Origin of the sequence: Xenorhabdus bovienii (assembly GCF_024721015.1) — a bacterium.
Classification (GTDB): Bacteria; Pseudomonadota; Gammaproteobacteria; order Enterobacterales; family Enterobacteriaceae; genus Xenorhabdus; species Xenorhabdus bovienii.
In genome coordinates this window covers 1-1,147 of sequence record NZ_JANAIF010000225.1, presented here as the reverse complement: position 1 = coordinate 1,147, position 1,147 = coordinate 1, and the positions used below count along the sequence as shown (strand labels likewise).

The following is a 1,147-nucleotide window of genomic DNA, read 5'->3' as shown; positions in this document are numbered from 1 at the left end:
TGATTTGAGGAGTAAATCAACAAAGCGTGCGGCAAATCACATGATTTTTAAATCAGGAATGAGGTGCGGAATGACGGATGTAAGAATGTTCATTTCTTATATGCCTAATTATATTAATTTTTTCCTGACCAGCTATGGCCTTAATCAAAGAATCTCTACTTTTATTGATTTCGAAATATGAGCCATAACCAAATTTAGGTAGCGTTTTTAATGAACCCAATGAAATAAGCCCACCACAAAGCATATAAAAAGAAGATAAAAAGAATATAAATGATATGTATGGGTTGAGATTATTCTCAGGGAGAAATTTAACAATACCGCTAGCACCTGTGCTTACAATACTTAATGATATGCTTAATGCTAATGTGAATTTGAACGTCTTATCATCTATTTCCTTGGCTCTGTTATGTTCGTGCTCAAGCCTTTTGGTTATTTGTTCATCAGAAAGGTGAGAGTAAAATTCAAAATTTAAAAAGGTTACATCGTACACTCCGCCTGTTTTTTATTGGTAATATAATAAAAATAAACAAAAGGGAATGTCTCTTCGATTATCCTATATGCCATTTTATTTAGCCTCAGATAATTTCTTTGCAATGTCATAATCAATTTCTCTTTTTGAATTGGATAGCCACCCCCACTCTCCGGTTGGATTTATTTCGATAAATACATATTCGTTTTTTGTTTTAATAAAATCAATAGCGCCGTATTTTAATCCAAGTAACTTAACATAATCCACACAAAGTTTTTCGATTGTAGCTGGAAGCTCAATATCTATATATTCAAGATCGTCCTTTTGCAATGTTCTCCAATCGCCAGATATAGCATTGCCATTGGACTTTATTGCAACAGCATATACTTTTGAGTCGATAACAGTAACTCTAACATCCAACTTATCCTCAATGTATTCTTGAAACGTTATTGGTGATTGTCTGGTGCGCTCTAAAGAAAAATCTTCCGGATTGGCCTTTGATGTATATGTGAAATAACAGTCATCGTTCTCTTTAAGTAAAACAGTATCAATAGATTTTATAATGAATTTACTTGAATGGAGTCGGTCAAATCCTAGAGAGTTACTAGGGACTGTTGATGTTTTATGTTCATAAATCAATCAGCCCACATTGGTAACCAAACGAGAGTAAATGCCAGT

General features: G+C 33.4%; 2 protein-coding genes. Both read right to left on the bottom strand.

All coding sequences use genetic code 11. The features are described from left to right. Window positions 1–52: 52 nt before the first annotated feature. Window positions 53–490 (bottom strand): hypothetical protein, encoded by a 438-nt coding sequence (locus tag NXS07_RS20215; protein ID WP_258087536.1) that lies wholly within the window; start codon window positions 488–490, stop codon window positions 53–55. A gap of 75 nt (window positions 491–565) precedes the next feature. Beyond that, window positions 566–1,108, bottom strand: a complete 543-nt coding sequence (locus NXS07_RS20210) for a hypothetical protein (protein ID WP_258087535.1) — start codon at window positions 1,106–1,108, stop codon at window positions 566–568. Window positions 1,109–1,147 lie beyond the last annotated feature (39 nt).